Source organism: Bacillus sp. FSL K6-2861, from assembly GCF_038630725.1.
Taxonomy (GTDB): domain Bacteria; phylum Bacillota; class Bacilli; order Bacillales; family Bacillaceae; genus Bacillus; species Bacillus velezensis.
In genome coordinates, this window is the sequence record NZ_CP152037.1 from 1,956,398 (window position 1) to 1,982,344 (window position 25,947).

At 36.7% G+C, this 25,947-nt stretch carries 43 protein-coding genes and 5 pseudogenes; 45 read left to right on the forward strand and 3 right to left on the reverse strand.

Annotated features, from left to right (window positions below; genetic code table 11):
* Positions 1–116 precede the first annotated feature (116 nt).
* The 27 genes and pseudogenes from NYE62_RS09620 (at position 117) to NYE62_RS09750 (ending at position 13,149) form a co-directional block, all read left to right on the forward strand.
* The gene (locus NYE62_RS09620; RefSeq protein ID WP_342497437.1) at positions 117–878 is read left to right on the forward strand and encodes a hypothetical protein; all 762 of its coding nucleotides are present in this window, start codon (positions 117–119) and stop codon (positions 876–878) included.
* 526 nt (positions 879–1,404) lie between these two features.
* Positions 1,405–1,635, forward strand: coding sequence for a hypothetical protein (locus tag NYE62_RS09625; protein ID WP_124692953.1), 231 nt, complete (start codon positions 1,405–1,407; stop codon positions 1,633–1,635).
* Complete coding sequence (locus NYE62_RS09630) at positions 1,636–1,833, forward strand: hypothetical protein (protein ID WP_124692954.1); 198 nt, start codon at positions 1,636–1,638, stop codon at positions 1,831–1,833.
* Positions 1,830–2,361, forward strand: a pseudogene (locus NYE62_RS09635) (hypothetical protein). Before NYE62_RS09630 ends, NYE62_RS09635 begins: the two are co-directional and overlap by 4 nt.
* A gap of 31 nt (positions 2,362–2,392) precedes the next feature.
* Positions 2,393–2,572, forward strand: coding sequence for a hypothetical protein (locus NYE62_RS09640; RefSeq protein WP_020954083.1), 180 nt, complete (start codon positions 2,393–2,395; stop codon positions 2,570–2,572).
* Between the two features lie 16 nt (positions 2,573–2,588).
* A complete protein-coding gene (locus tag NYE62_RS09645; protein ID WP_225046053.1) occupies positions 2,589–3,038 on the forward strand; it encodes a hypothetical protein in 450 nt (149 codons plus the stop codon).
* Positions 3,039–3,440, forward strand: a complete 402-nt coding sequence (locus tag NYE62_RS09650; protein ID WP_342497438.1) for a hypothetical protein — start codon at positions 3,039–3,041, stop codon at positions 3,438–3,440.
* A gap of 26 nt (positions 3,441–3,466) precedes the next feature.
* Positions 3,467–3,907: a hypothetical protein gene (locus tag NYE62_RS09655; protein WP_342497439.1), complete on the forward strand. Its 441-nt coding sequence runs from the start codon at positions 3,467–3,469 to the stop codon at positions 3,905–3,907.
* 240 nt (positions 3,908–4,147) lie between these two features.
* Positions 4,148–4,477, forward strand: a complete 330-nt coding sequence (locus NYE62_RS09660) for a hypothetical protein (RefSeq protein ID WP_113766142.1) — start codon at positions 4,148–4,150, stop codon at positions 4,475–4,477.
* Positions 4,478–4,583: 106 nt separating this feature from the next.
* Positions 4,584–4,802, forward strand: coding sequence for a hypothetical protein (locus NYE62_RS09665; RefSeq protein ID WP_335432063.1), 219 nt, complete (start codon positions 4,584–4,586; stop codon positions 4,800–4,802).
* The gene (locus NYE62_RS09670) at positions 4,762–5,064 is read left to right on the forward strand and encodes a DUF1653 domain-containing protein (protein ID WP_335432287.1); all 303 of its coding nucleotides are present in this window, start codon (positions 4,762–4,764) and stop codon (positions 5,062–5,064) included. Before NYE62_RS09665 ends, NYE62_RS09670 begins: the two co-directional genes overlap by 41 nt.
* A 13-nt stretch (positions 5,065–5,077) precedes the next feature.
* Positions 5,078–5,350 carry a hypothetical protein gene (locus NYE62_RS09675; RefSeq protein ID WP_142295831.1) on the forward strand — a complete coding sequence of 91 codons (273 nt, stop codon included), beginning with the start codon at positions 5,078–5,080 and terminating at the stop codon, positions 5,348–5,350.
* A gap of 46 nt (positions 5,351–5,396) precedes the next feature.
* Complete coding sequence (locus tag NYE62_RS09680) at positions 5,397–5,546, forward strand: hypothetical protein (RefSeq protein WP_176428393.1); 150 nt, start codon at positions 5,397–5,399, stop codon at positions 5,544–5,546.
* Between the two features lie 18 nt (positions 5,547–5,564).
* The gene (locus tag NYE62_RS09685; RefSeq protein WP_094032718.1) at positions 5,565–5,915 is read left to right on the forward strand and encodes a hypothetical protein; all 351 of its coding nucleotides are present in this window, start codon (positions 5,565–5,567) and stop codon (positions 5,913–5,915) included.
* Complete coding sequence (gene nrdI / locus NYE62_RS09690) at positions 5,912–6,307, forward strand: class Ib ribonucleoside-diphosphate reductase assembly flavoprotein NrdI (RefSeq protein ID WP_141137944.1); 396 nt, start codon at positions 5,912–5,914, stop codon at positions 6,305–6,307. Before NYE62_RS09685 ends, nrdI begins: the two co-directional genes overlap by 4 nt.
* Positions 6,270–6,989 (forward strand): annotated as a pseudogene (locus tag NYE62_RS09695) (ribonucleotide reductase N-terminal alpha domain-containing protein); the annotation flags it as partial. The gene nrdI and the pseudogene NYE62_RS09695, both read left to right, overlap by 38 nt.
* A gap of 253 nt (positions 6,990–7,242) precedes the next feature.
* A pseudogene (locus tag NYE62_RS09700) lies at positions 7,243–7,665 on the forward strand (ribonucleotide-diphosphate reductase subunit alpha); the annotation flags it as partial.
* Between the two features lie 280 nt (positions 7,666–7,945).
* Positions 7,946–8,902, forward strand: a pseudogene (locus NYE62_RS09705) (ribonucleotide-diphosphate reductase subunit alpha); the annotation flags it as partial.
* A 19-nt stretch (positions 8,903–8,921) separates the two neighbouring features.
* Positions 8,922–9,224, forward strand: a complete 303-nt coding sequence (locus tag NYE62_RS09710) for a hypothetical protein (protein WP_342497440.1) — start codon at positions 8,922–8,924, stop codon at positions 9,222–9,224.
* 31 nt (positions 9,225–9,255) lie between these two features.
* On the forward strand, positions 9,256–10,236 hold the full coding sequence (gene nrdF, locus NYE62_RS09715) for a class 1b ribonucleoside-diphosphate reductase subunit beta (RefSeq protein ID WP_094032796.1): 981 nt from the start codon (positions 9,256–9,258) through the stop codon (positions 10,234–10,236).
* On the forward strand, positions 10,233–10,481 hold the full coding sequence (locus NYE62_RS09720; protein WP_342497441.1) for a thioredoxin domain-containing protein: 249 nt from the start codon (positions 10,233–10,235) through the stop codon (positions 10,479–10,481). Before nrdF ends, NYE62_RS09720 begins: the two co-directional genes overlap by 4 nt.
* Positions 10,481–10,987: a hypothetical protein gene (locus NYE62_RS09725; RefSeq protein WP_094032715.1), complete on the forward strand. Its 507-nt coding sequence runs from the start codon at positions 10,481–10,483 to the stop codon at positions 10,985–10,987. Before NYE62_RS09720 ends, NYE62_RS09725 begins: the two co-directional genes overlap by 1 nt.
* Before the next feature lie 49 nt (positions 10,988–11,036).
* On the forward strand, positions 11,037–11,399 hold the full coding sequence (locus NYE62_RS09730) for a hypothetical protein (RefSeq protein WP_094032714.1): 363 nt from the start codon (positions 11,037–11,039) through the stop codon (positions 11,397–11,399).
* A 73-nt stretch (positions 11,400–11,472) separates the two neighbouring features.
* Entirely contained in the window at positions 11,473–11,901 is a 429-nt protein-coding gene (locus NYE62_RS09735; protein WP_342497442.1) for a dUTP diphosphatase, read from the forward strand.
* Positions 11,902–12,010: 109 nt separating this feature from the next.
* The gene (locus NYE62_RS09740; protein WP_165913814.1) at positions 12,011–12,175 is read left to right on the forward strand and encodes a hypothetical protein; all 165 of its coding nucleotides are present in this window, start codon (positions 12,011–12,013) and stop codon (positions 12,173–12,175) included.
* A 117-nt stretch (positions 12,176–12,292) separates the two neighbouring features.
* Positions 12,293–12,691, forward strand: a complete 399-nt coding sequence (locus NYE62_RS09745) for a hypothetical protein (RefSeq protein ID WP_342497443.1) — start codon at positions 12,293–12,295, stop codon at positions 12,689–12,691.
* 158 nt (positions 12,692–12,849) lie between these two features.
* Complete coding sequence (locus NYE62_RS09750) at positions 12,850–13,149, forward strand: hypothetical protein (protein WP_327942566.1); 300 nt, start codon at positions 12,850–12,852, stop codon at positions 13,147–13,149.
* A 453-nt stretch (positions 13,150–13,602) separates the two neighbouring features.
* On the opposite strand, the gene NYE62_RS09755 is transcribed toward NYE62_RS09750, so the two are convergent.
* Entirely contained in the window at positions 13,603–14,211 is a 609-nt protein-coding gene (locus NYE62_RS09755) for a DUF1643 domain-containing protein (RefSeq protein WP_327942565.1), read from the reverse strand.
* 70 nt (positions 14,212–14,281) lie between these two features.
* On the opposite strand from NYE62_RS09755, the gene NYE62_RS09760 reads away from it, so the two are divergent.
* The 6 genes from NYE62_RS09760 to NYE62_RS09785 all read left to right on the forward strand — a co-directional run bounded on the left by NYE62_RS09760 (position 14,282) and on the right by NYE62_RS09785 (position 17,808).
* Positions 14,282–15,121 (forward strand): thymidylate synthase, encoded by an 840-nt coding sequence (locus NYE62_RS09760; protein WP_342497444.1) that lies wholly within the window; start codon positions 14,282–14,284, stop codon positions 15,119–15,121.
* Positions 15,121–15,675: a dihydrofolate reductase gene (locus tag NYE62_RS09765; protein WP_095353306.1), complete on the forward strand. Its 555-nt coding sequence runs from the start codon at positions 15,121–15,123 to the stop codon at positions 15,673–15,675. The genes NYE62_RS09760 and NYE62_RS09765 overlap by 1 nt, the downstream gene beginning before the upstream one ends.
* 81 nt (positions 15,676–15,756) lie before the next feature.
* Positions 15,757–16,113, forward strand: coding sequence for a hypothetical protein (locus NYE62_RS09770; RefSeq protein ID WP_061573841.1), 357 nt, complete (start codon positions 15,757–15,759; stop codon positions 16,111–16,113).
* 68 nt (positions 16,114–16,181) lie between these two features.
* A complete protein-coding gene (locus tag NYE62_RS09775; RefSeq protein WP_342497445.1) occupies positions 16,182–16,529 on the forward strand; it encodes a hypothetical protein in 348 nt (115 codons plus the stop codon).
* The gene (locus NYE62_RS09780; protein WP_342497446.1) at positions 16,526–17,311 is read left to right on the forward strand and encodes a hypothetical protein; all 786 of its coding nucleotides are present in this window, start codon (positions 16,526–16,528) and stop codon (positions 17,309–17,311) included. Before NYE62_RS09775 ends, NYE62_RS09780 begins: the two co-directional genes overlap by 4 nt.
* A 218-nt stretch (positions 17,312–17,529) precedes the next feature.
* Positions 17,530–17,808 (forward strand): hypothetical protein, encoded by a 279-nt coding sequence (locus NYE62_RS09785; RefSeq protein ID WP_342497447.1) that lies wholly within the window; start codon positions 17,530–17,532, stop codon positions 17,806–17,808.
* Between the two features lie 120 nt (positions 17,809–17,928).
* On the opposite strand, the gene NYE62_RS09790 is transcribed toward NYE62_RS09785, so the two are convergent.
* A complete protein-coding gene (locus NYE62_RS09790; protein WP_328182085.1) occupies positions 17,929–18,147 on the reverse strand; it encodes an alpha/beta-type small acid-soluble spore protein in 219 nt (72 codons plus the stop codon).
* A gap of 151 nt (positions 18,148–18,298) precedes the next feature.
* On the opposite strand from NYE62_RS09790, the gene NYE62_RS09795 reads away from it, so the two are divergent.
* From NYE62_RS09795 to NYE62_RS09825, 7 genes are all read left to right on the forward strand, one after another.
* Positions 18,299–19,126 (forward strand): metallophosphoesterase, encoded by an 828-nt coding sequence (locus NYE62_RS09795; protein ID WP_342497448.1) that lies wholly within the window; start codon positions 18,299–18,301, stop codon positions 19,124–19,126.
* A 33-nt stretch (positions 19,127–19,159) separates the two neighbouring features.
* The gene (locus NYE62_RS09800; RefSeq protein ID WP_342497449.1) at positions 19,160–19,354 is read left to right on the forward strand and encodes a hypothetical protein; all 195 of its coding nucleotides are present in this window, start codon (positions 19,160–19,162) and stop codon (positions 19,352–19,354) included.
* Between the two features lie 39 nt (positions 19,355–19,393).
* On the forward strand, positions 19,394–19,645 hold the full coding sequence (locus tag NYE62_RS09805; protein WP_342497450.1) for a hypothetical protein: 252 nt from the start codon (positions 19,394–19,396) through the stop codon (positions 19,643–19,645).
* A 52-nt stretch (positions 19,646–19,697) separates the two neighbouring features.
* Positions 19,698–20,117, forward strand: a complete 420-nt coding sequence (locus NYE62_RS09810; RefSeq protein WP_342497451.1) for a hypothetical protein — start codon at positions 19,698–19,700, stop codon at positions 20,115–20,117.
* A complete protein-coding gene (locus tag NYE62_RS09815; RefSeq protein ID WP_342497452.1) occupies positions 20,086–20,517 on the forward strand; it encodes a hypothetical protein in 432 nt (143 codons plus the stop codon). Before NYE62_RS09810 ends, NYE62_RS09815 begins: the two co-directional genes overlap by 32 nt.
* A gap of 380 nt (positions 20,518–20,897) precedes the next feature.
* A complete protein-coding gene (locus NYE62_RS09820) occupies positions 20,898–21,083 on the forward strand; it encodes a hypothetical protein (RefSeq protein WP_342497453.1) in 186 nt (61 codons plus the stop codon).
* 26 nt (positions 21,084–21,109) lie between these two features.
* Positions 21,110–21,295, forward strand: coding sequence for a hypothetical protein (locus NYE62_RS09825; RefSeq protein WP_322823946.1), 186 nt, complete (start codon positions 21,110–21,112; stop codon positions 21,293–21,295).
* On the opposite strand, the gene NYE62_RS09830 is transcribed toward NYE62_RS09825, so the two are convergent.
* The gene (locus NYE62_RS09830) at positions 21,285–21,524 is read right to left on the reverse strand and encodes a helix-turn-helix transcriptional regulator (protein ID WP_014470254.1); all 240 of its coding nucleotides are present in this window, start codon (positions 21,522–21,524) and stop codon (positions 21,285–21,287) included. The genes NYE62_RS09825 and NYE62_RS09830 overlap by 11 nt on opposite strands.
* 97 nt (positions 21,525–21,621) lie before the next feature.
* Between NYE62_RS09830 and NYE62_RS09835 the strand changes: the two genes are divergently transcribed.
* The 5 genes and pseudogenes from NYE62_RS09835 to hflX all read left to right on the forward strand — a co-directional run bounded on the left by NYE62_RS09835 (position 21,622) and on the right by hflX (position 25,935).
* Positions 21,622–22,221: a Holliday junction resolvase RecU gene (locus tag NYE62_RS09835; protein ID WP_342497454.1), complete on the forward strand. Its 600-nt coding sequence runs from the start codon at positions 21,622–21,624 to the stop codon at positions 22,219–22,221.
* Positions 22,218–22,364 (forward strand): hypothetical protein, encoded by a 147-nt coding sequence (locus NYE62_RS09840; RefSeq protein ID WP_021493449.1) that lies wholly within the window; start codon positions 22,218–22,220, stop codon positions 22,362–22,364. The genes NYE62_RS09835 and NYE62_RS09840 overlap by 4 nt, the downstream gene beginning before the upstream one ends.
* Before the next feature lie 84 nt (positions 22,365–22,448).
* Positions 22,449–24,152, forward strand: a complete 1,704-nt coding sequence (locus NYE62_RS09845) for a recombinase family protein (RefSeq protein WP_342497455.1) — start codon at positions 22,449–22,451, stop codon at positions 24,150–24,152.
* Positions 24,118–24,543: pseudogene (locus tag NYE62_RS09850) on the forward strand (stage V sporulation protein K); the annotation flags it as partial. The gene NYE62_RS09845 and the pseudogene NYE62_RS09850, both read left to right, overlap by 35 nt.
* A gap of 129 nt (positions 24,544–24,672) precedes the next feature.
* Positions 24,673–25,935, forward strand: a complete 1,263-nt coding sequence (hflX, locus tag NYE62_RS09855) for a GTPase HflX (protein WP_042635219.1) — start codon at positions 24,673–24,675, stop codon at positions 25,933–25,935.
* Positions 25,936–25,947: the final 12 nt, after the last annotated feature.

The window sequence follows — 25,947 nt, forward strand, 5'->3', positions numbered from 1 at the left end:
CAATTATTTATATGATTGGTAGCATTTATTAAAGAAAGAAGGTGATTTATGAGATTGTCTGTTTGATAAGTATTGGTGCCAGATGAGAATTATATTTTTACAAAGGGGATATTTTTATGAACAATTATTTTTATCGAACGATCTTAGCATTAGTTGCCGTATTTGTGCTGGCCTTTTCAACATTTCCTCCGAACAGTGATGCAAAGAGCACAATCTCAACAGATAATGTCGACAAGGATAAAGTAAAATCAGAGGCAGAATTTGTTGCAGATCACACTATTGATGTGAGTAAAAAGACTAAGGAAAAACTTCTATCCAAGGCAGAAAAAGCAATTGAAGATGGAGACATTAAATATCATAAATCAAACGAAAAGGTATTTGATAATGCATCAGTTAGAGCTATTAAGTATGATGATGGCACAGTAACTTATTCGGTTTCTTATTTATACGTGGACACTGAAAAAGTAGACAGAGTTAGCTCATTTAATGTTTCGTTTAATAGCGATATGAATATTGAAGAGTACTATGAAGTTGACATGAAGAAAATCAGCAGCACTCAAAACGAAATGAATTATTGGGTTAATGGTGTTAAGGATGAGGACAAGTCTGGGGTCTTTGAAACAAAACAAACTTCAGAGGACAAAAGAAGTACATCTAACATGATGAGTGCTCAGAAGAGTTGGACTGGATGCGTATCAGATTGCTTAGGTGATAAGAATATTAGCCAATGGGCAATTACCGGTTTAGCTATTTTATGTGGAGTTTCATGCACAGCTGGTGTTCCAGCAACAGCAGGGACTGCTTGCTATGCTTGTGTAAATTCTGCTGGTATTATTGGTGTAAATGCATTCTTTGATTGTATGGAGAAGTGTAAATGATCAATATCTTAAGTAAAATACTATTTATTTTGTCTGGTTGCGCTTTGTTGATCTTTGGGATAATTTTAAAGAATGGATCAATGGCTTTTGGATTGTTTGCCTTATTCTTCATAGCAGCAATAATTGTTCGTGTATTTCATAAACGAACTCAAAACCATTAGCAGCAGCCTTATTGTACTGTAGGGGAGGAAACTCTCCTACTTTTTAAAAAATATTCAGAGTAAAAATAAAATAGTTATTGATTGTTCAGGAGAAAGCGAGTATATTAGAAGTATAGGGAAGCGAGGTGATGCATTGGAGTGTGTTAAATGCAGGGATCACATTGGCGACATCGTTTATTTCATAAGAATAACTGACAACAAAGAATACAAGGAATTCCCGGTACATAAAGAATGCGGAGAAGCAATCAAGAAAGAATGCATTGAGAATTGCAAAGACATGAAATTAGAAAAGACATTGGGTTACTTGCAACTACTTTAAGAGTGAAAATAAAATATTCCTTTTATCGAGAATGGAGAGATGCTAAATGGATAAATTGAAAGTTTGTTTACATAAAAAAGGTGCTCATACGTTAGAAAGAACTGTTAATGGGGCCTGGATATTAGATTCAAAACCAATTACTCAGGATCAAGCAATTAAAGAACTAGTTGAAGCGGTTAGTGATTTAGGATATTGGTGCCAAGTAGCAAAAGATGTTTTAGATAAAGAAGATTTTAATGCAGTTCAAGAAGCGTATGAATACAAAGAGGAGGTATAAATGGCGAAATCAAGATTAAACGGTTATTGGGATAACAAGTTGGATGCCAACGAAACAGTTTATGTTGAGAGGGTTTATAAGAAAGGATATGTAACTGGATTTAAGTATTTACAAGTTGGTGAGAAAGAAGTTACTTCACCATTTAGGGCTACATATGAAGAGTTAGAGGGGAATTATAATCAACGGAAATATTCATAATTTCCCGGGGAAGCGCAGTATACGACAAATCAAAACAAATAATGAGGGGTGAGGGGTATGCAAACCTTAAATGCACCGATTTATGAAGTTAAACAGGAGAGCGACTGGTATAAAGCAGAGAAGAAACGAAAAGAGGGCATTAACAACTTCTTCGACAAGTTTGAAGAAAAGTATGGCGTCGAGGAAGGTTTCTCGTTTTATCACTCTGAATATTTCGGAGTCTATGAAGAAACTGAAGCGTATGAAGTATTTAAAAATGACATTGTTAAAAATCCAAAAGACGGTTTTTACGCTTTCAAAAAACGATCTAAGCATTTTAACGAGATAAAATCTATGATTGAGAAAATTGAAAAGGTAAGTCCTTTCAAGTCTCATGATGAACTTGGTTTAAATAACATGACTGGTCGTCAGTGGATAGACGACAGGTGGTTCTTTGGAGTTAAAAGTGAACAATTTGTCAAAGGAGACAATGTGGTTGCTATTGACTATAAGGATTATCTAAAAATTGTAATGGAGCATTTAGATTAAAATTCAATTTTTATAAAGAAAGGAGAAAACCATGAGAGACATTACATCCGAATTCACATTAAGAGGAGTAAACAGAAAAACTCTGAAACTCCTGGCAACTAAGAGTATTGATTATCCAGATACATGGGTAAAGGTGCAAATTGGAGATCAAATGGCAGAAGTTGAGGCAAAGCAACTGTTGGTGGCAATAACAGCATTTAATGAAATGTGAGAAGGGGGCAACTAAAATGAAGCTCAAAAAAGCAGCCCGGGCTATTATCCAAGAAGCGGAGGGACAAGGCTTAATGGTTGGTATGGCTGGTCTAATTGAAAGAAAGCGCACCGATTTAAACAATGAATTAAGTGATTATTTTAGAAAGCAACTCTCCGGCTATACTGGCAGCTTTGATGAAAATGAAGGGGAAGAAATCCTTTATTCAATTAACCAGTACATAACAGAAAACAATATTGATATGTATCCTTTAGACTTTCCAGTAGATGGAACAGATGTTCATTTGATTCCTATAACAGAAAATATTCAATTAAAAGTAGTTGTGGCAGATAAATATTATGGCGATGGTGACTATTCAAAATATATTATGGCAGATTTCTTCTTGATCAATGACAAGGCAACTACGAAAGACGTTGATACACTCCTTCAATTTGTAAAGAAACATCTTTTACAAGGAGGTGAATAAGTGGGACGGCATAAAGCAACATTTGAAGGGAAGGTAATTAAGAAAAGTTGGACATTAGGTCTGTGTGATGCCCTTGTCCCAATTGAGCAGCAATGTGAATACCAGCCATTTTTTGAAGGGATCATTGACTTAGACCCAATTGAAATCGAAGGGAAAGTGTATATCCCAGGGTTTAACGAATACATAGTCGTAACAGACAGGCAGCGCAACACAAAAAATGAATGGACATATCAGACTGACAAGGTCATTAAAACAATTGAGGATAAAGAGAGTCTTGAAAAAGCAATTCAAAAACAAGAAAAAATAGAGGAATTTAATCAGCAACTTAAACAAGAATATGAACGTTTTAAAGAGCAAGAAGAAAAACGTAAAACTTCCTGGTGGAAGAGGATTTTTTCTTAAGTAAAGAATGAGAAGGGGAATTTTGAATGAATAAAATCAAACTTAGTTATAAGGTTGGGGCTGCACTAAAGGAGTTAGTCAAAACGATTGGAAAAGCTGAGCTTTATAAATTTGAAAATTTATTATGCCATTACAAACACAGCAATAAGTATGAGGGAGAAACTCAAAAACAAATTTCAACAGTCGTTGATTTTGTAAGAAGTTCAGAGAAAAATCGAATTACATACTATAATGCTTTATCTAATGATTTTACGGTATTAGAAGAGGAGGGCTACAGCGGAGAGCTGTCTTATGATTTTTATAAAAATGAAGGGGCGGCTGTCTTCATTAAAGGAAAAATGGTTTTTGGAATTCATCCCGACAACCTTCACAATAATTTAAGGGCTTTGGAAAATGGAGATTTAAAAATAAAGTGGTGGCAAATATACTGTCGTAATGAAAAAAAGGAGGCATCTGAAAATGATTAAATCTCAGAAAGTTAATGTTTTTAGAGAGACGTTACATTGTGATGAATGCGATGAAGCTCCAGAGCTTGTATTTTCAAATATGATGCTCACATCAAACCCTCCGAAGTATCCGTTTCAATGCCCATTGTGCATGAAAAAAGTTTATATGAAAACAACCTATCCAAAGGTTAGATACGAATCAGTTAATTGAAATTTAATTAAAAGTTTTATTTTCAAGACATTTGACAGGAGGAAGTAAAAGTGCAAATTGAACAGTTAGAATTTTTTAATATGGGGTTATATAAATGGTTGCCGTGTGAGCCAGATATATGTTTAGTTTTAAATGATATCTATGTAACTGAAGTTGATGAAAAACTTATTATTCATCTAGCCAATAGTCAAGTGAAAAAGCTTCGAAAAGGGATTAGAAGTTCCTTTCCGTTATATTTATCTATATATAAAGATAAAGAATTCCTTTATCTTGCATTAAAAGTTACCAATGTAGAGTTTGAAAATCCTCAAGCTCCAATAACGAAAGCTGTAATAACTGTTCAGGAATTAACTGAAGATGAAAATAAGGAAATTGGATAAAAGGATGATTTTAAGGAGTTGATTAGACATTAGTATAAGTCAAAGGCAGTCTCAACGTATTCGAGAAGCTCTGATAAATTCAAACACAACTGCTGAGGAAATTGGAATGGATAAGGCATTATCAGAAGTTCTCAATCTACTCAAGAGAAGAATTTTGGAGCTGGAAACTTTGTATTATCCAGAGTGGGAATATGAAAATGCAAAAGTGAAGCTTGAAGAGCTTAGAGAAATGGTGAATAGAATTAATGCACTTCGAGGAACCGGGAAGGATGAACAAAGTGAATATGAAAATGCAGGAAGCGGTTTTACATCTCAACAAATATGACAGCAGTTCAAAAAGTGCTCAAGATGCACAGAAGTTGTTGGATGCTTTGAAGGATACATACGATGTAGTTGGTTTCCAGTTTAGACATTATAAAGGCGGTCTGTATAAGGTTATTGGAGAGGCTATTCACACTGAAACAGAAGAAAAGCTGGTTATATATGAAGACCATGACGGAGTTCTTTGGGCAAGACCTAAAGAAATGTTCTTTGGAAAAGTGATTATTGATGGTAAAGAGATTAAGAGATTTACAAAAATAGATTAGGAGTTGACGAAATATGATGAAATTCTTTGAGGTAAGCGATCCATATTACGCATTAATCAAGGCAAATACAAAGGAAGATGCAATGAAGCTGTATACAGAAGAAGTTGCTGATGATGACGAAGAGAATCTTAGCAAAGAAATGTATGAAGTTTCATTAGATCATGCAGTAAAAGCCTACATTCATAGAACTGGATTTGAACAAGGATTCTTCTTTAAAGATGAGATTACAAACAATTTAAAAGGCAGAGAAGAAGGCATAGTTGTAATGGATGGACATTTATTGTAAGAGAATAACTCTATAAAATCACAGTTTCATAGGAAGGGGAAACAAAATGAGTGCAGCAAGAAAGTGGAGAGATCTAAGAAGCAAATTAATTGGATATAAGGCATTCGGTAAGTTTAGCGATGTTGTTATTGACCATATTCTCAACGATATGGATGCGTTGGACGTAAGACATGAAAAAGATAAAAACAAAAAATAGAGAAAAGGGAGTTGTGGAATGGGAGCTGCTAAACAGTTATACGTTAAGCGCAGTCACTTTGTAACCTTGGATGAAGCAAAAGAAAATACGCAAGTACATATGAAGAATGGTGGTTCTTACACTGCTTTAAAAGGAGAGCTGATTGCGACCAATTTAGAAGGGGATCAAATGGTTATCACGCAAGAGCAGAAGGATAACTACATTCCAGTACCAATGTCAGAGCTTTCTGATTTAAAAGCTAAAATGGCTAGGGGATACATGGAAATGGGAGACCTTAACTTAGAAATGTCTGAAGCATTCCATTATGCTGAAAATGAAGCAGAAACAACCACAAATAGCTTAGTTAACGGGGAATATAAAGAATATTGATTATTACATATGAAAGCAAGACAGGTAATGTGAAAAGGTTTGCTCAAGCATTACAAAGGGAGTTAAACTTCGATGTCATTGAAATAACAGATGACTTAATTGTTGAAGAAGAATTCATACATATTACATATACGATAGGCTTTGGGGAAGTACCTGAAAGGACTTTGCATTTTATTATTAAGAATAAAAATAAAATAAAAGGAGTTGTTGTGAGTGGTAACAAGGTTTGGGGTGATAACTATGGTTTAGCTGGGGACAAGCTTTCAGCAATGTTCCATGTACCATTGTTATTAAAGTTTGAACTAAGTGGAACAAAACAAGACTTGCAGAAGATTAATCGGGAGGTACAACTTATTGACAAACACAATACCAAAGTGGATCAAGCTCAATAATGAGATCATGATTCAGAAAGACGGGAAGTTTCAATTTGAGAAGGATAAGGAGGCAGTACACAGTTACTTTGTTGATTACATTAATCAAAACACAGTCTTTTTCCATGACTTAAAAGAGAAACTGGATTATCTGATTAAAAATGATTATTACGAAGAAGAATTCTTAAGCGAATACACATTTGAGCAGATTAAATCAATTTATAAGATTGCTTACAGTTACAAATTCAGATTCCCATCTTTCATGAGTGCCTTTAAGTTCTACAATGACTATGCATTGAAGACAAATGACAAAACAAAGATTCTGGAAAGATATGAAGATCGCGTCTCAATTGTAGCTTTGTATTGTGCGGATGGTGATTATGAAAAGGCTGTTGAGGAAGTACACGCTATGATGAAGCAAGAGTATCAACCGGCAACACCTACTTTCCTTAATGCCGGCCGTAAGCGAAGAGGTGAAATGGTGAGCTGCTTCCTACTTGAAGTGGGAGACAGTTTGAATGACATCTCTCGTGCAATTGACATTTCAATGCAGCTGTCTAAATTAGGCGGTGGTGTAGCATTAAACCTAAGCAAATTACGAGCCAAGGGTGAAGCGATTAAAGACGTAGAGAATGCAACTAAAGGTGTCGTAGGTGTTATGAAGCTATTGGATAATGCTTTTAGATATGCAGATCAGATGGGTTGATTTGGCCCCTTTCGTCAGTAATGGCGATCGAAAACCTCTTTAATTCATGGGAACTCCTACAAGGACAATCATGAGCGAAGCTAGACTAAAGTCTTGAACGTGCAACGACTAGCCGAAAGGCGTAGGCTGCAAGCTATTGGCAGTCGAAACAGGAGGCACCCTAAGAGGGTGAAGATATAGTCTAATCTTCATGGTAACATGAAGCAGCCATATGGCGGGGCGTGCTTAGCGAACACGTCTGAATGGTCTGCAAAGACAAGGATCAGGAGCAGCTTATCTAAGTGTATTCCATCCCGATATTATAGACGTCCTTGATACCAAAAAAATTTCAGCAGATGAGGATGTCCGAGTTAAAACACTATCCATTGGTGTAGTGGTTCCTGATAAATTCATTGAATTGGCAAGAGAAGATAAGGACTTTTACATGTTCTATCCTCATTCAGTTTACAAAGAATATGGACAGTATCTTGATGAGATGGACATCAATAAAATGTATGAGGAGCTTGTTGAAAATCCAAGGGTTAGAAAAGCAAAGGGGAATGCTCGGAAGCTGTTGGAGCAATTGGCCATTCTGAGAAGTGAATCTGGCTATCCTTATATTATGTTTGCTGACAATGTAAATAAAGTGCATCCAAATGAACATATTTCAAAAGTGAAGTTTTCTAATTTGTGTTAACTGTAGCACCTTCGGTCAGTAATGATCGTAGCAAACCCGTCTAAACGGTGAAACTCTATTCAATAGACAATACCGTGCTAAACCGCACCTTGCGGAAATGCCGAACGACTATCGAAACCACGCATACGCGTAAGGGAGTAGAGTACATCGCAAGCATATGGCGATGGAAACGGCGGGCGGCCTTATAGGTCGATGATATAGTCTATTCTTACGAGTGATCGTAAGTAGTTCATAAGAGAACGGACGAGAGTGTTGCGCCTTTCGTTGAATATTAAAGTCAGAAGTACTCCAAGCATCACAAGTGTCAGTTTATACAGATTACGATCAGGAAGATGAAATTGGATTAGATATCTCATGTAATCTTGGATCCATGAACATTGTAAATGTAATGAGTAACCAATCAATTGCTTCAACGGTCAGAATAGCAATTGACTCACTGACAACTGTCACAAGGAAAACAAACATTGTAAATGCCCCAGCCGTTGCGAGAGCAAATACACTAATGCGATCAATTGGTCTAGGGCAGATGAACCTGCACGGTTTTCTAGCTCAAAATAAAATTGCTTATGAAAGTGAAGAAGCAAAAGACTTTGCAAATACATACTTTATGATGGTTAACTTTTACTCCCTGCAGCGTTCAATGGAAATTGCAAGAGAAACAGGGGAGACGTACTACAAGTTTGATGGATCAACCTACAAATCAGGCGCGTATTTTGATAAGTACGTGACAAATGATTATAGCCCTAAATATGAAAAGGTTAAAAACCTGTTTGGAGATCAACATATTCCTAACATTGAAGATTGGATGAAGCTTAAAGAGGATGTAATGAAATATGGTTTGTATCATTCGTATAGGCAAGCTGTTGCACCTACTGGAAGCATCTCATATGTTCAATCATCTACGGCCGGTGTAATGCCTATTATGGAGAGAATTGAGGAACGTACATACGGAAACAGTAAGACATATTATCCAATGCCAGGTTTATCGGCTCAAAATTGGTTCTTTTATAAGGAAGCGTACGACATGGATATGTTTAAGGTAGTTGATCTTATTGCAACTATTCAGCAGCACGTAGACCAAGGGATTTCATTTACGTTGTTCCTAAAGGATACGATGACGACGAGAGATTTAAACCGTATTGACTTATATGCGCATCACGAAGGAATTAAAACGCTGTATTATGCGCGAACAAAAGACACCGGCCAAGATTCGTGCTTGAGTTGCGTAGTTTAAACAAAGAGGAGGCGGAGAGATGAAGCATTACTATGAATTCAGAGAAAACGAGTATTACGCATTGGCTGTTGTGAGTGTTGAGGATAACGATCTTTATACAAAGCCGTATGTAAAGGCGACCGAACTTTATTTAGAGTGCGTTGGGGGCGAGAGTGTAGCCGGAATTTTAGAGGAGGCTCTTCCAATATTAATAACCGAAGAGCTCGCGTTTTTACGAGTTGCTCAAGATAAAGGCGTTTACAATATCTGCGTAGGAGATCTGCTGAAGGACTTCCGAGAAGCGACAGACGTAGTTTTATTGGTAGATGGATCTCTACTTTAAACGATTGGAGGACGAATAATTGACGAACGCAATCCATACGGCGGCCGACTGGTCGCGCCACGAAGACGACTTCACGCAAATGTTCTACAACCAAAACGTAAAGCAGTTTTGGCTTCCGGAAGAGATCGCATTAAACGGCGATCTTCTCACTTGGAAGTATCTTGGAACAAAGGAACAAGACACTTATATGAAAGTTTTAGCCGGGCTTACATTATTGGACACAGAGCAGGGGAACACTGGCATGCCTATAATTGCTGAACATGTAGATGGACATCAAAGAAAGGCAGTTTTAAATTTCATGGCCATGATGGAAAATGCTGTTCATGCGAAATCCTACAGCAACATCTTTCTAACTTTGGCTCCAACCGAGAAGATTAATGAAGTCTTCGAATGGGTGAAAAACAATAGGTTTCTTCAAAAGAAAGCAAGAACAATTGTTTCAATTTATAAAGCAGTTGAGAAAAACGATGACATTTCCCTATTCAAAGCAATGGTTGCATCTGTGTTTCTGGAGAGTTTCCTTTTCTACTCAGGTTTTTATTATCCACTTTACTTTTATGGACAAGGGAAACTCATGCAGAGCGGGGAAATTGTGAATTTAATTATCCGTGACGAGGCGATACACGGCGTTTACATCGGATTGTTAGCCCAAGAGATATACAAGAAACAAACGCCTAAGAAGCAAAAAGAAATGTATGAATGGGCTTTAAGCTTGCTACAAGAGCTTTATGAAAATGAATTGGAGTATACAGAAGATGTTTATGATCAGGTTGGCTTAGCCCCAGATGTAAAGAAATTCATCAGATACAATGCGAATAAAGCTTTAAACAATCTTGGATTCGATCATTGGTTTGAAGAAGAGGATGTCAATCCAATTGTTATTAATGGATTAAGCACAAAGACTAAATCCCATGACTTCTTTTCAATGAAGGGCGTTGGCTATAAAAAAGCAACGGTTGAACCATTAAGGGATTCAGATTTCATTTTTACCGAGAGAGGATGTATTCGATGAGATTAATTAAATTAGAGCAGTCTAATTGTAATCCATGTAAAATGGTGTCCAATTACTTAGAGCAAGCGAATATTCAATTTGAGACAGTTGACGTTACACAGGAACCAGAAGTAGCGTCTAGATTTGGTGTTATGGGAGTACCAGTAACCATTCTGCTGAGTGATCAAGGAGAGGAAGTAAAACGAAGTATTGGCTTTAAGCCTGATGAGTTAGATGCCTTAATAAATGATTTAAGGGGTCAATAATGGGATTATTGATATTGGCTGGAATTGTGCTTGTTATAACAACAATAGTTGTTTTAATAGATACATACGGGGAATTGATTTTATCTATAATCTGTGGATTCGTTGCTGCATTTGTTTTACTATTTTTTGTTGGGCTAATTGCGGTGTTTTTCCCCTTTGATAACCACGCAGTATTACAAGAAAAGGTAAATGTTTATTCAATTAAAGACTCCTCGAATGTCAGCGGTAATTTTGTACTGGGTTCAGGAATAATTGACGATACACAATATTTCTATTTCGTAAGCGAAAAGGAAGGGTTCAAATCAGTACATAAAGTTAAAGCAGAAGCTTCTAGAGTAAAAGAAGGAGATTATAAAACTCCATATGTGAAAAAGTACGGTTATGAATATACTAATAAATTTGTAAGGTTCATGTTTGGGGAATCTCCACCGTTTAAGGATAGCTCATATGATTTCTTTTTACCGAAAAATACTGTGACCAAGGAATATAAAATTGATCTTGAATAGTCAATAAAAGGGTAATTTTAAACAAACTTAAATTTAAAGGAGCTAATAAATGTATTTCATTGAAAATCAGGAAGGGTTAATCGGCAAAGAAGTTGCTTATGTTTGGGCAAATCAATTTTGTGAGCAAACGACTATTATTACTAAGGATGGCGGCGTGTTTATGGTTTGTCAACAATCTGACTGGGATGATGGTTATGAGACAAGAATTTTATACCCACATGAAGCTAAGAAGATATTACACCCTTTGAAAAGAGAATTGCATGAAAAAGGGGTGATCGATGAATCAGAGTGGGAAGAGTATGAGAATGAGTTGAAAAAGAAGGAAGAGGCAGAAAGAGAAAAGTATCTCAAAGAGAAAGAAGAACGTGATCGTAAACTATATGAAGAGTTGAGGGCGAAGTTCAAACAATAAAGAGCCATTTGTTTAACTGAAGAAGGTTATACAAGAACTTACAAACACTAAAAACAAAAGGAGCTAATACATAATGCAAATTAAAATCAAATACTTAGATGAAACACAAACAAGAATCAGCAAAATTGAGCAAGGTGATTGGATTGATCTTCGTGCAGCAGAAGATGTAGCGATCAAAAAGGACGAATTTAAACTTATCCCATTAGGAGTGGCAATGGAGCTACCAGAAGGATATGAGGCTCATGTTGTTCCGCGTTCAAGCACATTTAAAAACTTTGGCATCATTGAGACTAACTCAATGGGTGTTATTGATGAGTCCTACAAGGGAGACAATGATTTCTGGTTCTTTCCGGCTTATGCCTTACGGGATACAGAAATTAAAAAAGGGGATCGTATCTGTCAGTTCAGAATCATGGAGAAGATGCCTGCAGTTAAATTGATTGAGGTAGATCATCTAGACAACGAAGATCGAGGTGGTCACGGATCGACTGGAACTAAGTAATACAAGCCCTGGCTTAGATCATGATGTTTGTCCAGTGGAGGGTCTTAGCCAGGGTACAACTTAAAATACTCAAAAAATTCAACAATTATACCTACAAAGGAGATGCTGGATGAAAAAAAGATTACGTAAAAAGGCGTGGATGACAGGGAATATAAAACATGGCGAATTCATGTTTAATGTAATTGATAAGGTAAATGCAGATGGGCATGTATATTATCCAAAAGGACACTATCATGTAGACAGGAAAGGGAATATGTACAAGTTTAAAATATAGAAAAAGCGAAATTATGATGGCTAAAGTTTATAAAGAACTTAGGGATACCAAAGGGTGTCGATTGAACGAACATCTCTATAAAAGAAGACTTTTATACAAAACTTTAAGGAGGAAACCATGAATAAAAGAACTGAATTCTTAAATCCAAATGAACAGATTGCCTTCTTTTTTAAAAGAAGCGGTTATTTAGATGATTATCATGGAGACTTAAAGAATCTTAAGCTTGGGCATGTGTCTTATGATAAAAGTGTTAACGAAGAATTTGATTATAAACTGACTGCAAATAGCACACATGATGGGACTCTGTTATTTGAAATTCAAACCATTGAAGAAGCTCTAATTAAATTGATAAATCGAAAAACATATTGCCCAAACACTTTTCCAGTTGATAAAAAAATCGAAGAACTTAAAGACATTAGCTATGTAGTTGGTGACATTGAGCTGGTGAATGATTTTTATAGAGCTAAACAGAAAACTGCAGTCTCAATCCCAGTTGTGTGCAACTATGTGTTTTAGATAAAATTCCATTGATTATATGAGACAGAATCAAATTAAAGCAAAAAGGGGCAAAGGAAAAATGAACAAACTCGATCAGAAACAAAAAACAGACCTGGGAAGACAGCTAACAGATAAGCTCGCTGAAGTTTTAGAAATTGTTGAAAGGTTTAGCAATCATGGATAAACACATAGAGAAAATAAAAGCCCATCTAAAAGAAATAGAAAATCTTAAACAAGGCCTCCAATTATTCAGCGAGAATGAAGAGGAACATATAAGCTTACTAGCTAAGATTCAACATCAGTTTGATTTAATTTCAGACGAATCGATGGAAGGGTTTAAAGAGTTAACTTTACATATAAGAAATACAGGTCAGAAAAGAATACAACGAGGAATTGACCGGCTACCTCATGCAATCAAAGAAAGTGTGAGTGAGGAAATCAAAGACATGAAGAGAGCCGGAGAGTTATTTGATTAGTTGTAGTTGTTTATAGGATAAAAATAAAATAAGGAGATGTATTATAATTACATATTTTACGTTATTACTTGCAGCATACTTTTTTGCACTAAACATTAATGAAATTAGATTAGTTACTCGAGGAGAACAGAACGTATACGCTAAAGTTACACATATGCTTTCTAATTCACCGTATAAAGAACTGAAGAAAAATAAGAACCTAGTGTATGTCATTACATTGTTCAAGGGGATTTCGTTCATTATCCCCTTGGCTACTATTGGACTGATTACGCACGGTAACGTGCTAATGTTAGCTTGGACAGCTTTTGCTTTAATATATACCGGTTTAACAATGTTTAAAATTCTTGATGTTTTGGACGGTGACTCAAACAATAAACAAAACAAGTTCGTATATATGCTTTTTGTTTGCGGTAATATTGTCTTCGTGGTTAACTTTATTATTGATTGTTTCATTTAAGCGTCTAATTCATGAAACGGTTCGAGCCATTTAAGCCCAGGTCTAGAGGGATGTCTTGGTGAATTCTTAACTGTGAGAAGCCTGTTGTAATGGGTTTTGATAACAAATGCCTCGTCTTTATTTATTCCTTTTAGGAGCTGTTTAACATCGTGGCATTGCTTATTAAAACTTCGTTTATCGAACCGCTTTGGACAATCACCCCAAGCAAAGATTACCTTTTTAGATTCTTTGGCTAAATTGGCTATAATTTGATGATTAGTCTTAACAGTAGCTTCATACAGGCTACTGTCCTCTTTTTGAAGCTTCTGAATTATTGAGGACAATTCTTCTGAATTTGTTTCGTAAAAAGGATAGAGATTGACAATATGAATGGATCCAACTTCATTTAATGAGTGGCTAAAATTACATAACTTAGTTATAGTGAGGTCGGATACTTCTTTGTCAGCAATACTTGGATTTAACATAATAAACACATGTGAAGAGTCTAAATTATTATTAAGCTTTATTGATAAACAATATCTTGCTTCAATTGAGTCTGTTAATCTTTCAGTTTTACATTCCAGTACTTCTTTAACCACCGCTGGCTTGTATTTGTAAACAGACAAAAAGATCACCTCATTCCATTATGTGGGCAAGGATATTTTACCAAACAATGGAATTGAAAGGAAGGAAATTATGAGTCAATTTGATATGCAGTACAACACAATCATAAATGACATAATTAATAATGGAGTATCTGACGAAGAATTCGATGTCAGAGCCAACTGGGATACAGATGGAACCCCAGCTAATGCACTCAGTGTAATCAGCAGGAAAATGCGATTTGACAATACTGAAGTACCAATTTTAACGACTAAAAAAGTTGCCTGGAAAACAGCAATCAAAGAATTGCTTTGGATATGGCAGCTTAAATCAAATGATGTCAACGAATTAAACAAGATGGGTGTGCACATCTGGGATCAATGGAAACAAGAAGATGGTACAATCGGCAAAGCATATGGATATCAGCTTAGTAAAAAGAACAGAGTGCTAAACTGTGAAAAAGTTGATCAGGTTGATTATCTTCTTCATCAGTTGAAAAATAATCCATCATCACGCAGACATATTACAATGCTTTGGAATCCTGATGATTTAGACTCAATGGCTTTACCACCTTGTGTATATGAGAAACAGTGGTATATAAAACAAGGAAAGCTTACCTTAGAGGTAAGAGCTCGTAGCAATGACATGGCTTTAGGGAATCCGTTTAATGTGTTCCAGTACAATGTTTTGCAGCGTATGATTGCTCAAGTTACTGGCTATGAGCTAGGTGAATATGTCTTCAATATTGGAGACTGTCACGTATACACTCGTCATATAGACAATTTGAAAATTCAAATGGAAAGAGAGCAATACGAAGCACCTGAGCTATGGATTAATCCGGATGTAAAAGACTTTTATGATTTCACAATTGACGATTTCAAACTGATTAATTATAAGCATGGAGACAAGCTTTACTTTGAGGTAGCAGTATAATGCTATCTCTTATTGCTTGCTGCGATAAATCAATGGCCATTGGGTATGAGAATAATTTGCTTTACCATATTCCTGAAGACATGAAACGTTTTAAAGAACTCACTACAGGAAAGTTGTGTATTCAGGGAAGGCTTACATATGAAACGATCGTAAACATTACAGGAAAGCCACTTCAAAACCGAAAGAATATCATACTGACCAAAAATAAGGATTTCAAGCCTGATCACTCTTCATTCGTTTACCATTCGGTTGACGATGTTTTAAAGCTTATACGTGGTCAATTGGATACAAATGAAGAAGTAATGGTTATTGGAGGAGGCGCTATATACGAGGCATTCTTACCACATGCAGACAAGGTTTATTTAACGATTGTTGATTCAGTCGCTGCGAAGGCAGATTCATATTTTCCCTGGTTAAATGACGATTGGAGAGTAATCGAAAAGGATCACAGAAAAGAAGACAACAATACCACATTTAATTATTCATTTGTGACTTACTCAAAAAAATTTAAGGATAAAAATAAAATAGTTATAGACATCCGAGAAGTTGAATGATAAGATAAAGACAAGTTAAAAGCTTGTCTTTTTTTTACATACTTTTAGAGTAAAAATAAAATAATAAATAGGAGTAACGATATGAAAACTGCAACAGATTATCTTGTTTCCATTTCAAAACCTCTTGCAGCAATTGAGGAGACTAAACAACGACTTCAAAATGAAATTGATAACCTTTATAAAGAGCTCGGGAAAGTTGATAAAGAGCTCAATGAATTTTATCACAAGCTAGAAGAAGACAAATTTAATGCTTCAGAGGGATATCATCTTTCGTTAAAAGGTCAAAAGATATTAAGAAAGAGAAGGAACTTAAAACAAGAACTTCAATTATTGAACACACTTTTCGGGAGTTTAAACAATAACGGATGGACTCTTGAATCACTAAAAATTGCAGAGTATAGAATTAGCAAAAAGAAAAACAAGCACTTACAGTATTAATCAGTTTAAAAACATAATCCACATTCACATTGTGAATACATACTTAACCCTTATAAGGAGGTGATTAGTTGCAACAAAAAGAGCAAGAATTGTTGTCAAAGAAAGAGCAACTTGAAATTGATGTTTTAGAAAAGGAGGCAGCTCTACTCCGGCTAGAAGTGGAACAGGAAAATTTTAATCTCCACAAAATTGGGGAGATCGGAGTACTTAAAGATTTTCTTTTATACATAAAGAAATACAGAGCAATGTTTACTGTGCAGCAAGCAGAAGAGTTTAGAAATATGGATGGCCGGATAAAAGAAATTGTTAAAGTCCATGATGAACAAGTTATGGTTGATGAAGAAGCTTTAGAGGGATTTATTGAAGAAATTGAGAATCAAATTAATTTAATTGGAAGTGGAGGAGATAAGGAATGAAAAACGTAAATCAAACGGTGATCAATAATGCGAATACGGTATTTGAAAAGAAGGACGATAAATATTTAGGCTATAAATCTCGTTTTGGAGATGTCGTTATTGGTGGAGCATATTCATATAGATTCGTAGTTCACTACGCAAAAACGAATCAAGACGTTGTTATTATATCTGGCGATGTGACTCCGATCTGTACGACGTTAGAGGAACGTTTATGGAAGCCGGAGAAAAGCGCCCAAGCCCTACGCGATGAAATCGTTGAGATGGCAAAGGCGGACGTTGGGAATTTGAAGGCGTACGGAAAGCAGTCGTCAAGATCGACCAGGCTCGGAAATTTGACGTATAGAGAGTATTATTATTCGGTTGAGTTTAAGGTCAGTTCCAACAAGCGGAAGGTAAGCGCATTAATCTATCCTATCGGCCGTCTCGGCTTCATATCAGGTAGACCCATTCATGTCGGTCGAGCAAAAGCCGTACCTGACGACTGCTTCAACGTTCACATCGGAAAGGCGATTGCGCTAAGACGTGCGTTAGGCTTGGCGGTGCCACACGAATACTTGAACGCTCCGCCGCCGACTGAGATTCGTGTGGGCGATGTTGTTTGCGGAAAGTACGAAGAGAGCTATTATCGGTATGAAGGCAGACTTTTCGGCGACAGTTACGAAGAACAGATAAAAGAAATTGAGGACGGCAAGTTCCGATACATGAGCGGAGGTTACGACTTTATAGACAGTGCCGACCTAACGATTATCGACGACTCACGCGAAGAGGTGGGAGGTGAGTGACGTATCATAGACGCCTGAAGACGACGGTGTTTAAAAAGTATAGCGGATATGATTGGACTTGCGATGGAATGTTTCAAGCACCAAAAGTTAAAGGAAGCAACAAAAGAAGGAGATCGAAACATGAGCGAATAATCCGAAAAGTGATGGATAAAAAAGAAATTAGTTATTACGACTAAGTTAATATGAAATCTGTATTTTATGAAGAGGAGTCGCGAGCTATGGAGAAAATCAATGGCAGGTATAGGATAAAAATACCTTGTCCAAAGGGGATTTCAGGGTGTGCGGTTTGTCATTATGTGTGGATAGACGAAGAAGTATATGACCAGATTCACGATTGTTATTATGATTACTATGGCAAAAAACCAGATCCAACATCTGTAGTTCAAATACATAAACACCTGCCGAGAGATATTCATTTGTTAGCAGAAGAATGGGGATGGAATGACACAGAGGTCGGAGAAAAAATTTATAAATGGCTGAGAGAAGAATGGTTGTAGGCTTTAGAGTGATGATCGAGGTGGTTATATGAGAGTTTCCGAGGTAAATGTGATGCTATTAGTTCTATACGGATTCGGAAGAGGGGCATGAAAAAAGAGGGGGATTAACCCCTCATAAAATTAATGAAATTGACCACCCATTTGTTGTTGAGCTAAGCGAACTAAACGTTTAGTGATTTCTCCACCAACAGAACCATTGGCTCTAGAAGTAGTCTCGGCCCCTAATTGAACACCAAACTCTTGAGCTATTTCGAATTTCATTTGTTCAATTGCTGACGCAGCTTGCGGTACAACTAACTCATTATTATTGTTTGATCTTGATCTGTTTTGTTGAGGCATGTGATCATCTCCTAAATTAATATGTAAACAAGCTTGTTCGATCATATTATGGAGAGTTTTTCTGAGATTATGCATTTGATTTCAAATGACTATTGGTCGAGGATGAGTAATTGATTTCTTTAATACTAATGTTTAATGGAAGGAGGACAATATGAAAATTGATTACGTTTCTGACCTCCATATTAACCATTGGATACCTTGGAACAACAACCAAATCAAATGGGAGAAGCGGACAAGGGAGATTATTAGAAGGCTAATATCTAATGGAAATGGAGAAATATTAATCATTGCCGGAGATTTCACTGAATGGAACCAACAAACGTTATGGGTTCTTGATGAAGTAGCAAAGCATTATGACAAGGTTTACTTTACATATGGAAATCATGATCTTTATTTACTCAGCAAAAATCAGCAGCGAAAATTTTCCGATTCATTGGGAAGGGTGAACGATTTAATTAAGAAGGCTGCCGACATCAAGAATGTAACTCCACTGATTAAATCAACGGATACATACAAAGGGAAAGTCTTCGCAGGAGATGTTATGTGGTATCTACCAAAAGGAAATGAAGGATGGGATTTTTTCAAAGGAGTCTCTAATGATTCAAACTACATCACCGTTAATGGATACAGCAAAGAAGATGGAGTAAGAGCCATGTGGAAAGAGTCAATGAATTGGTATGACACTCTTGAAAACTCTCACATCGATGTATTTGTTTCACATGTCCCACCTGTTCACAATCCTTATTCCCCGTTTGAGCCTAATACATGCTATATGGTTGAAGTACCGTTCATTAACGCAAAACATTGGATTTGTGGCCATGATCATTTACAAGCTGAATTTGACAAAGAGGGAACGAGCTTTCACATGAACTGTATTGGATATCCGGATGACTATGATAATTATCCGTGTGTCAACGTGATACCCGATAGAGAAGTAGATTCATATAAAACTTTTGAAGTAAAGTCATTTGAGATTTAAATCAAAAATTTATCTTATTGAGAGGTGGTATACATGAAAGATTTTAGGCATGTAATAAATGATGAAAACAAAAAGAAAGCATTATATTTATTGTGCAATATGAGAATAAAAGGCTTTGTAGTAGAGCACGGAGTTAAAGGTCTTTATTGGTTCAATACAAAGGAAAGAATGAAAGAAAATAAGCGCGATTTATTAGTATCTGCAACAGATGTGAAAATCTTGTTATAATGTACGGAATTTTGGATTTATACAAAGGGAGTCACGAAATTGGTAGATAAAGCATTAATTGAGTTATATGATTTAGCTGACGATTTAGAAGTAGATGAAGATGTAGTAAAAATTGCAAAGAAGGCTATCAATATAATCAAGAATCTTCGGGATAAAAACAAACATTATGAGTTGGCGTTAAAAGTCTGTAGAGCAACTATACAAAAGAATTTATCGTCTGCAATGTATAAAGATGAATATGCATTATTAGAGGCGTTTGAAACCATAGAAAAGGCTCTGAATGTTAAATGAGTTAAATTAAAATAAAAGGTTGATTCTATATAGAAAGGATGATTAAGTGCATTTGGATGAATGGTGGGGAGTTACTCTATCTGGAGATAAGAAGGCTGTTAAGGCTTTAAGTGAACTGATGGTCATTAATAAAATGTTGTTCGAAAACCTCTACAAAGAGAAAGCGAACACAATTGAAGAGCACGTTAACAAGATTTATGAAAAGGTTCCTAAGTATGAGAGGTTATTCATGGATTTTGTCAGAGAGCAACTGCCTAATTTGAAAAGGTATTTACAGATGAATCTGCCCTATAACCCTCAATTGATTTCCAGTATTGAATATGACATATACATATCTGGCGCAGAGGTTGATTGTCAGTATCCTGATGATGCTAGAGGTTGTATTATCAATTTCTTTCAACGAACACCAGAAATAATCGAATTATATCGGGAGGAGTTAAATGAAGAACAAAAATACAGGAACATGGTTTGATTTAAATTTTGAAGTTAAACCAGGCAATAACATTAATGAAGCTCTTTTGAGATTGTTTGATCTCATGAAAGAGAGTCTCCACATTTATTTCAATATTGAGAACTCTTCTGATATTCATGAGTTTTTAAAAATCGCAGCAGCAAAAAACAATGTTGATTATTCCTTTATTGAATGGATTAGGGAAAAGGGCATCCAAAGATTAAAGAAAATTGATTTTGAAAATTTACCAAGCAATGATCAATTTCTTGCAATGATTGAGTTCGATGAATACTGTCTTAAATGTGAGATGGATTTTAAAGAACCAGAAGAGGTAAGGAGCTGTATCATCACGATTATTAATAGTATTCAAGAATATATTAATATCTGCAACCAGTTAATTAAAGGAGGGCGAGTGATCTGATTGTTACTGCATGGGTTTTATTAGTTGTATTTGGGCTTGTGTTTTTAGCAAATGTGGATTCCGAAGGGGATATTAAATTTGCAGTGTATATTGGTGTAATAAAATTTGTTTCAGTTTTCATTGTTGCAATTGCAGCAGGTGTAATATGGGGAGGGTTATTTCAATGATAAAGAGGATTATGAGTTTTAAGTCTGACGACTGGAGACATATTTTTTTCTTATTAAAGAGTGCGGCGAAGAATTTTTTTAAAGGTGATTTTCATGAAGCAAACGATGCGCTTTATTGGATACGGATACACTTGTCTTTTGAATCAAATAAAGTGAAGTGAACATTAGATAAAATCGGTCTTTTAATGAAAGGCATAAAGGGAGGAAGCGGTCATGTCAATAGTTAAGAAAGGGGACACAGTTAGAGTAAAAAAGGAAGCACAAGGTCATTGGGGCAACATTATCTACCCTGTTGGAAGCGAATGGGTAGTCAAAGAGGTAATTACACCTGACACAGGAACGGTTTTTTGCAAAGGGAATGATTATGGAATACCACAGACACATTATAAGGTTATTTAGGATAAAAATAAAATGAGGTGAAAGGTATAAACGAGGAATATAAAACAATTCAAATACTGTTCAACAAAATGGAAAGACAAATGGGTACGGTGAAAGAAGCTCTCGAGAACAAAGAATACGAAAGAGCCCACCGTAACCTAATCAACCTTTCGGATAATAATGAAGAATTGATGCAGGAAATCAGATGGGCTCGAAAAGGAATTAAGATTTAACTTTTCTTCTTTCTTCATGGTTCCATTCGTACAGCTCTTCAATTGAGCAACCAATGGCATCAGCAAAAGTCATTCCTGTAGCTAAGTTCATATTTGCTTTTGCTCCACTTATATAATCGTGGATACGTTGTCTCGGGTATCCTGTACGTTTGAAAAGGTCATCAACTGTGAGGTCATATTCAAACATTAATTCATTTAAACGAGGGCGCAGGGGTGTCCATTGCTTCATTTCATACACTTCTTTCAATATTAATTAACATAAAACAGTGTAGCAAAGGTCTATTCTAATTTCAATTTTGGTTTCAATAATTTAGGAGAGTGATTGATTGGGAGGTACAAACCAAGGTAAGGTTTTTGAAGCAAACATAGAAAAATCAGCTGCAGATCAAAAGCTGTTCTTCTACAGAATTAAAGATGTTAATCCAATGTTTTTAAAAAAGGGTGCAGCGGTATCTAAAAACAAATATGATTGCTTCTTACACATTAAAGGATATCTGTTTCCATTTGAACTTAAATCAACAAAGAACAAGTCTGTGTCTTTTAGTGAAAAGATCATAAAGCCGCAACAGATTAAACACTTAAAAGAGGCAGCGCAATATCCGAACATAATTCCTGGTTTTCTGTTTCAATTTAGAGAGCCTGAGAATAAGGTTTATTTCGTACATATTAATGATTTCCTTACATATAAGACCATAGCTGAAAATCAGTTACCACATACATATAAGAATAAAGTAAACAAGTCCAGCATTCCGATTTCCATATGTGAAGAGATCGGTACTGAAATACGCTGGATGAAGAAAAAAGTTAACTATACATATTATTTGAACAAACTTTGCGATGATTTGATTAAAAGATCCAATGCATTGGACAACCCCAATAAATCATACATTGATGGCAAGTCATCAATAGGGGTGATACATCAATGAGCAAGCGAAAAGAGTGCCCAGAGAATTACAAAGTAACCACAGAAGTAACAGAGAGTGTGCGTGAATGGATTGATGAGGTAATGGGGGGCAAGGAGTTTTATGATTTTGCTGCAATGCTTATGTACAAGTACAAAAAAGCCTAAGACTTAAGTATACCGTCGATTATGATGGTATACTTCTTAACATGTACAGACGTAAAAGATTAAACAATAGGGGGAAAGATGACATTGCTTATATTAAAAGGTGATCAAAAATTAAATACTGAGCAGATTATGTCCCTCATTGGAAAAGTAAATGCGCTAATTTATGCAAGGGTATCAACCACAGATCAAGCTAAAAAAGGTTTCTCAATTGAGTCACAGTTGGATAGGTGCAAAGAAAGGGCTATGAGCAAATTCGGTTACAAGGACAGTGAGCTGATTGCTTTAGTTGAACCAGGAGGAATGGGCGATGATCCTAATAGACCGGCTCTAAATCATGCTCTTTATTTACTCCAAAAGGGATTAGGTAAGAAATTTTTAGTTCTTCACCCAGATCGCTTAACAAGGGATAACACTTTACAAGGAGTTATTTCACGGAGAATCTGGGGGATGGGCGTTGACATTGAGTTTATCGAGTTTGAAGTGAATCCGAATGATCCTGAATCGATGCTAATGTACAACATTCAAGGATCTATTGCTCAATACAACAAAGCGAAAATACATGCAAACTCAAAACGTGGACGCCTTGCAAAAGCAAAGAAAGGTGAGTTTCCTTCATTTAAAAGGTTGTACGGTTACAAGTTTAATACAGTAACAGACCTTCCAGAGTACAATGAAGAGGAAAAAGAAGTATTGTTAGAGATGAAGGACATGTTGATTAATAAAAAATTATCTTCAAACGAAATTGCTAAAGAACTTTCTAGAAGGGGTGTGGCAGCTCCGAACGGTAAAACGTGGTTCCAGTCCACGGTAAGCAGGATGTTACAAAATGAAGACTATACTGGAGACTTTTATTATGGTAAGTCAAAAGTGGTTCAAGTAAACGGGAAGAAAAAACAAATAGCAACACCTAAAGAGGAATGGATTCTTATTAAAATCCCTCCGATGTGGAATCATGAGACTCGGGATCAAATCATTAAACAATTAAAAGCAAATTTCAAAGGAAGAAGTCGATCAACACGCGATTACTTACTAAAAGGAAAAGCCGTGTGTGGAAGATGTGGGGGCTCTTGTGGTTCAGGCATAACATCAAAAACGAAATCGGGAACTTATAAATATTATTCATGTCGAAATAAAAACGCAAAAGCATATCAAAATGGCAAAGAGCTATTTAAATGCCAAGGAAAGAACTGGAGAGTAGACATTGTAGACGAAGTTTTTTGGAAATGGTTTAAGAAACTAATTAAGAATCCAAAAAAATTCTTGGATCAATTCTTAGAAGAAGCATCTAATGAAAAAAGTATCGAGGAGATAAAAATCAAGATTAGTCGGTTACAAAAACAACTTGAGGAAATCGAATCGGAAATAGCCAATTACGTAATCCTCTTTGGTAAAGGCAAAATAAAAGAAAGCATGTTCGATGAATTAACAAAACCATTAGAGCTAAATAAAGAACATGTTGAAAATGAATTAGAAATACTGCAATCACAGTTAAATGCAAACAAGAAAGTGGAGGACAGAAACGAAAAAACAATCAAGTACATGAATTCTTTTGCTGAAATGGTTGACAAGGATTTATCAATGAGTGAGAAAAGAAACTTCTTAGACTTTTTCATCGAAAAGGTCACATTGTATGATGACGATCATATGGAGGTTGTTTGGAAAAACAAAACACTAAATGGGGAGAGGAGTCAAAAAGTTGATTTTACTGAGGATGAACCAGAAGAGGATTCTGATAATCAACATAAAAGATTAAACCGTATTCAAGCATATGGAAGACAAACAGCATGAATTTATTCTGATCCTGGCAGGGTACTCGAGAGAAATGACACATTTCCTGTCATTAAATCCCGGCCTGCAATCGCGTTTCCCTATCAGCATTGATTTTCCGGATTACTCTGTCACTCAGCTGATGGACATCGCAAAGCGCATGATAGCAGAGCGGGAGTATCAATTAAGCCAGGAAGCTGAGTGGAAGTTAAAAGATTACTTAATGACAGTGAAAAGCACGACAAGCCCCATTAAATTCAGCAACGGGCGCTTTGTCAGAAACGTGATTGAAAAATCAATCCGCGCTCAGGCCATGAGACTTTTAATGGGAGATCAATACTTAAAAAACGATTTAATGACGATCAAGAGCCAGGATTTACTTATAAAAGATGAGGCGGCAGCTTACGAATAGACCTCTCAGCCGGTTTGAGGGGTCTCTTTTTTATTTCTCTCTTTAAAACCCGCCGGATGTGTGGTATACGCCCTGCGGGTTTGGTATGATAGTACTACTGCCCAATACGACACAGAAAGGAACATCCATTTGAACGAACAGGAAGGAAAAAAAGAAACGGTCATTTTGGTCGGCTGCCAGCTTCCGCACATGACAGATGAGCACTTTGAACATTCCATGGAAGAGCTTGCTTCATTGACAAAAACGGCTGACGGAACGGTGCTGACCCGGATTACGCAAAAACGGAACAGAGCGGATGCCGCTACATATATAGGCAAGGGGAAAGTAGACGAGCTGAAGGCGCTGTGTGAAGAGCTTGAAGCGGATCTGATCATTTTTAATGATGAACTGTCACCGAGCCAGCTTAAATCACTCGCCACTGCAATTGAAGCGAAGATCATCGACCGCACGCAGCTTATTTTGGATATTTTCGCAAAAAGAGCGAAGACGAGAGAAGGAAAGCTTCAGATCGAATTGGCCCAGCTTCAATACGCGCTGCCCCGTCTAAGCGGACAAGGAATCAATCTCTCAAGACAAGGCGGCGGAATCGGGACGAGAGGGCCCGGTGAGACAAAGCTTGAAACAGACCGGCGCCACATTAGAAACCGCATACACGAAATTAACGTGCAGCTTTCAACGGTTATCCGCCACAGAAGCCGTTATCGGGAGAGACGTAAAAAGAACGGCGTGCTTCAGGCTGCACTCGTCGGGTATACCAATGCCGGAAAATCAACATGGTTCAATCAATTAACAAGTTCAGACAGCTATGAAGAAGATCTGCTGTTTGCAACACTTGATCCGATGACGAGAAAGATGGCGCTCCCGAGCGGCTACAGCGTCCTTTTGTCTGATACGGTCGGCTTCATTCAGGATTTGCCGACGACGCTGATTGCCGCTTTCCGCTCAACGCTTGAGGAAGTGAAGGAAGCAGACTTGATCATTCATGTCATTGATTCATCCAATGAAGATTATGCCGGGCATGAACAGACGGTCCTCGGTCTGTTAAAAGAGCTTGAGGCAGATGATATTCCGGTGCTGACCGCCTATAACAAACGTGATGAGACACTTCCTGACTTCATCCCGACAGCGGGAGAAGGCCACATCATGATCAGCGCCAGAATCGCCGGGGATGAAGCAAAACTAAAAGCGGAAATCGAAGCTTATTTGCGCCGGGAGCTGATGACGCCGTATGAAGTTCATGTGCCTGCCGCCGAAGGCAAATTGATGTCACGCATCAAATCAGAGACCATGATCGACAGCCTTTATTTTAATGAAGAAAATGAACGCTACGAAGTCTCAGGTTATGTACAGGAAGAACAAAGCATACTCGGAGAACTGAAGAAATTCATGTAAGGAAGGTATACA